Annotated in this window: 4 protein-coding genes and 1 riboswitch; of the genes, 3 read left to right on the forward strand and 1 reads right to left on the reverse strand. The window is 41.2% G+C overall.

Annotation, left to right across the window (positions count from 1 at the left end):
• The 3 genes from B4237_RS07650 to B4237_RS07660 form a co-directional block, all read left to right on the forward strand.
• The coding region (locus B4237_RS07650) for a 2-oxo acid dehydrogenase subunit E2 (protein ID WP_286942530.1) at nt 1–770 on the forward strand (770 nt) is incomplete at its 5' end.
• 134 nt (nt 771–904) lie between these two features.
• Nucleotides 905–1,192 (forward strand): hypothetical protein, encoded by a 288-nt coding sequence (locus tag B4237_RS07655; protein ID WP_278595763.1) that lies wholly within the window; start codon nt 905–907, stop codon nt 1,190–1,192.
• Between the two features lie 34 nt (nt 1,193–1,226).
• Nucleotides 1,227–1,365: riboswitch (yybP-ykoY riboswitch) on the forward strand.
• Nucleotides 1,366–1,447: 82 nt separating this feature from the next.
• Nucleotides 1,448–2,026: a TMEM165/GDT1 family protein gene (locus tag B4237_RS07660; protein ID WP_007481364.1), complete on the forward strand. Its 579-nt coding sequence runs from the start codon at nt 1,448–1,450 to the stop codon at nt 2,024–2,026.
• Between the two features lie 86 nt (nt 2,027–2,112).
• Here the strand turns inward: B4237_RS07660 and B4237_RS07665 are convergent, their stop codons facing one another.
• Nucleotides 2,113–4,236 (reverse strand): TonB-dependent siderophore receptor, encoded by a 2,124-nt coding sequence (locus B4237_RS07665; protein ID WP_278595762.1) that lies wholly within the window; start codon nt 4,234–4,236, stop codon nt 2,113–2,115.
• Nucleotides 4,237–4,280: the final 44 nt, after the last annotated feature.

Raw genomic sequence — 4,280 nt, forward strand, 5'->3', positions numbered from 1 at the left:
CATCACAGCCAGCACCTTCTGCTCAAGCAGCACCAGTAGCTTCGGGCTTACCGAAGTTGCCAGACTTTGGTGCATTTGGTGGTGGTGAAGTGAAAGCAATGACGCGTTTACAGCAAGTGTCTGTACCACAGTTGTCATTGAACAATTTCATTCCGCAAGTCACCCAGTTTGATTTGGCGGATATTACTGAACTCGAAGCGTGGCGTGGTGAACTCAAAGATGGCTTTAAAAAGCAGGGTCTGAGCTTAACAATTTTGGCTTTTATTGCCAAAGCGGTTGCACACTTGCTCAAAGAAGAGCCTTATTTTGCTGGGCATTTGGCCGATGATCAGAAGTCAGTGTTATTGCGTAACGAAATTCATATGGGGATTGCAGTTGCGACTCCAGATGGCTTAACCGTTCCGGTATTACGTAACCCAGATCAAAAATCGATTAAGCAGATTGCGACAGAACTGGCTGAATTGAGCCAGAAAGCACGTGACCGCAAATTGTCGCCGAAAGATTTACAAGGTGCGAACTTTACCATTACCAGCTTGGGTAGTATCGGTGGCACAGCATTTACACCATTGGTGAATTGGCCACAAGTTGCGATCTTAGGTATTTCGCCTGCAACGATGCAACCTGTATGGAATGGTAAAGACTTTGATCCGCGTTTGATGTTGCCATTGTCATTGTCTTATGACCACCGTGTGATTAATGGTGCGGATGCTGCTCGCTTTACCAATAAGTTGACCAAACTGTTGAAAGACATTCGTACATTACTACTGTAAGTGCTTAAATTATATTTGGAATAACCTCGCAAATGCGGGGTTTTCTTTTCAGTGATACATCAAAACTTAAGCTTTATTTGTAGCCAATTTTATTTAGAATAATTCTCAGTATTGAGTTTAAAACAGGAGCAAGGATGTTTGCCATTTATCGAGTGATGCTACCGCTTTTGCTGGTCGTATTTGTAGCGATGGGGCTGTGGGTGAGTTTTTTGCACTTTCCTTGGGAATGGGTAATGTACGCGGTGATGGGTTTAGAAGTATTCGTTGCTACAGTGGTGATGGCTGTTGAATATCAAGCTCAGCATGTAGGAAGTGCGAGCGGTTGGGGAAGCTTTGGTTTTCTTGGCTTGAGTGCCTATTTTGCATTTCTTTTAGGTATATTCCGTTTGCTGTTATGGGGTTATCAAAAATTCTGGGTCTAAATATTCAAAATGATATCTTTATTTGTTAGAATAGTATCACTTCATTGGGGAGTAGCCGCTCTTTACGCAAAGTAAAGAGGTGATGATCAACATAATTGTTCAACAGAACATGGTCATCATAGCAAAGAACCAAAGCAGCTTAGGCTGTGCTTTTGTTGGCAAGACCTTTGATTTATCACTCTGCATCAATCTATTTGATTTTGGCTAGCAGGAGGGGTAAGTCATTGGTATATATGCTAGCCAGAGCATTCAATTATGTATGAATTTCTCATCTCAACTTCAATTGTTGCCCTTGCAGAAATGGGTGATAAAACTCAGCTTCTTGCCTTACTTCTTGCCGCACGTTTTCGAAAACCTGTTCCAATTTTAATTGCCATTTTACTTGCAACAACCATTAACCATGGTATTTCTGCGGTGTTTGGCCAATGGATTACAACTGTATTAAGCCCTGAGATTTTGATCTGGATTCTTGCACTTGGATTCATCGGTATGGCGATTTGGATGCTGATTCCTGATGAGCTTGGAGATGAAACTGAAAGCATTAATAAGTGGCAACGTTTTGGTGTATTCGGTGCGACTTTTATTTTGTTTTTCTTGGCGGAAATCGGTGATAAAACTCAAATCGCAACTGTCGCACTCGCTGCTCGTTTTGACAGTGTGTTTTGGGTGATGTGTGGTACGACTGTGGGGATGATGATTGCCAATGCGCCTGCTGTGTTTATTGGTAATAAACTTGCTGATCGTTTGCCAATTTCTTTGATTCATAAAATTGGCGCAGCGATTTTCTTAATTGTCGGTGTTTCAACATTGGTTCAGCATTATTTCTTTGCTTAACGGTTGTATCGACGAAATCTAAGTTAAATCAATGCCAAGTCTATTTTGATGAAATTCAACGTAGGACTTGGCATTATTTTTTAATTTTAGTAGTTAAATTTCACTGTAAAATTGATTTGGCGTGGGTTGCCTAGCGTAATCAGATTTTCATTGAGTGCGCCAGCATAGTAGTCTTTATCAAACATATTGCGGATTGAAAGTTGTGCACCCCAATGTTCTGTATCATAGCCTGCTTCAGTATCAAATACCGTGTAGCTCGGAATATCCACCGCTAAACCATCAACGCTTTTTTTCGTTTCGCCTCGAAGTCCTGCACCCACATACCAACCTAAATTTGAATTTGGTTCAAAGCGATAGCGTGTCGATAAGCTATAGCTCTGTTTTGGAATATTGTCGATGCGAATACCAATATTTTCAGCTGTTGTATCCTGAGTAGTTTTTGCATCTGGTGTATAGGTATATGCTGCGGTGAGTTTGAGCTGATCAAACAAATGCGCCGTGACTTCTGTTTCAATCCCCCGTGTCATTTGCTCACCACGTTGTACTTTAAATCCACTGTTGATTGGATCTGATACTGAGACATTTTGGCGATGTAAATCAAACCATGCGATGCTACCTTGGATGCGTTGATCTGGGCTTTGTAGTTTTAAGCCGACTTCAACTTGCTTGCCTTTCTCTGGTTTAAATGCATTGTCATTAGCATCTGTTCCGCTGACAGGAAGAAATGATGTTGCATAGCTAACATAAGGGGCTGCAATATCATTGATGGTATAGAGGAGAGACGCATTGCCTGTAAATGCATTATCTGATTGGGTTGATTCTGTATTTTTCACCAAATTTTTATTTTGTGTTTCAGCCCAATCGTGACGACCTGCTAGATTTAAAACCCATTGATCATTGAATTGAATTCGATCACGTAGATATAAACCTGTATATCTGAGGCGATTGATATCATGATTTGTGGGTGACTCAGGACAACTCACCTTGGTGTTGTATTGCGGATGATATAAATTTAAATTGCCCACGGTACAACGGTTATTGATGTAATCGCTTTTTTCTTGCATGGCATCGACACCAATCGTGAGTTCATGCGACATATTGGCAAGGTTAAAGCGTCTTTGTAGTTGATTATCGATTGAAAAACTTAAATTATCGACATCTTGATAACGTCCTTGACGTTGGATCGTGGTGTAGTCGATTGTCCCATCCGTATTTTTCGCCCAAAAGTTCTTCCCTGTCGCGGCAAATACGGCAGGACCAACCATTTCTGTTTTTTGTACGGCAAAATTTTGTTTGAACTTCCATTCATTTTCAAAAGTATGTGCAAAATTATAGCCACTCCGATAAACATCCGCATTGTAGCCGCCATGAGCTGGTTCGCTAATGAATAATTTTGAGTCTAATGCGCCATTTGGATTTGTTAGCAATGTACCTAAGACTGGTAAGCCTTGTTGGCGCATATATTCACGATGTTGATAGCTCGCAATGACCGAAAGATCAGTATTGTCACCTAAGTCAAAATTATAAGAAGGTGAAATATAGTAATTTTTAAAATACACGAAATCGATTGGATCATTTTGATCTGCAACACGTCCGTTGATGCGGAAAGCACCTTTTTCACTGTCATTCGGACTATAGTTTAAATCGAAAGTGCCTTGTTTAAGTTGATTAGAGCCGTAGGTCACAGATCCTTGGTAGAATGAGTCAGCTTGAGGTCGTTTAGTGACCATATTGACCATGCCACCGGGTTGAACGAGGCCGAAATTAACCGATGCAGGCCCTTTGATGACTTGTACTTGATCCATACCAGAGAGTTCTGTTGCGACAAAAGTACTCTGCCCTTGCCGTAAACCATCAATAAAAACCTGATCCGATGAATTTTGTCCACGGATAATAAAATCGTCCCAACCACGTCGTCCAAGCTGTCCCGAAACAACACCTGCAACACCATCAATCGCTTCTGCTAAAGTCTGTGCTTGTTTTTGCTCTAGCTGTTCTTGAGTAATTACACTGACGGATTGTGCTGTTTTAAAAAGTGGAGCATCTGACTTTAGTGCTGAAGTTGCTTGAGTAGCAACATAAGTGTCAGTTTGATCTTGCTCTGCTTGAATTGAAATGGTGGGAAGGGTATTGGTTGTATCGTCTGCATAAGCGGTTGTCATAAAGCCTAAAACAAGTGTTGCTAGCAGCGTTCGATGTGGAGGGAGCATAGAAGATTCCAAAACTGTGAGGTAGCTCAGATCGAGGTGATATT

It is taken from the genome of Acinetobacter sp. UBA6526, assembly GCF_002434875.1.
Taxonomy (GTDB): Bacteria; Pseudomonadota; Gammaproteobacteria; order Pseudomonadales; family Moraxellaceae; genus Acinetobacter; species Acinetobacter venetianus.

What these genes read in the sequence shown, in the direction of transcription:
- B4237_RS07655 (WP_278595763.1), top strand. Translation starts at nt 905, where the DNA reads ATGTTTGCCATTTATCGAGTGATGCTACCGCTTTTGCTGGTCGTATTT.
- B4237_RS07660 (WP_007481364.1), top strand. Translation starts at nt 1,448, where the DNA reads ATGTATGAATTTCTCATCTCAACTTCAATTGTTGCCCTTGCAGAAATG.
- B4237_RS07665 (WP_278595762.1), bottom strand. Translation starts at nt 4,236, where the DNA reads ATGCTCCCTCCACATCGAACGCTGCTAGCAACACTTGTTTTAGGCTTT.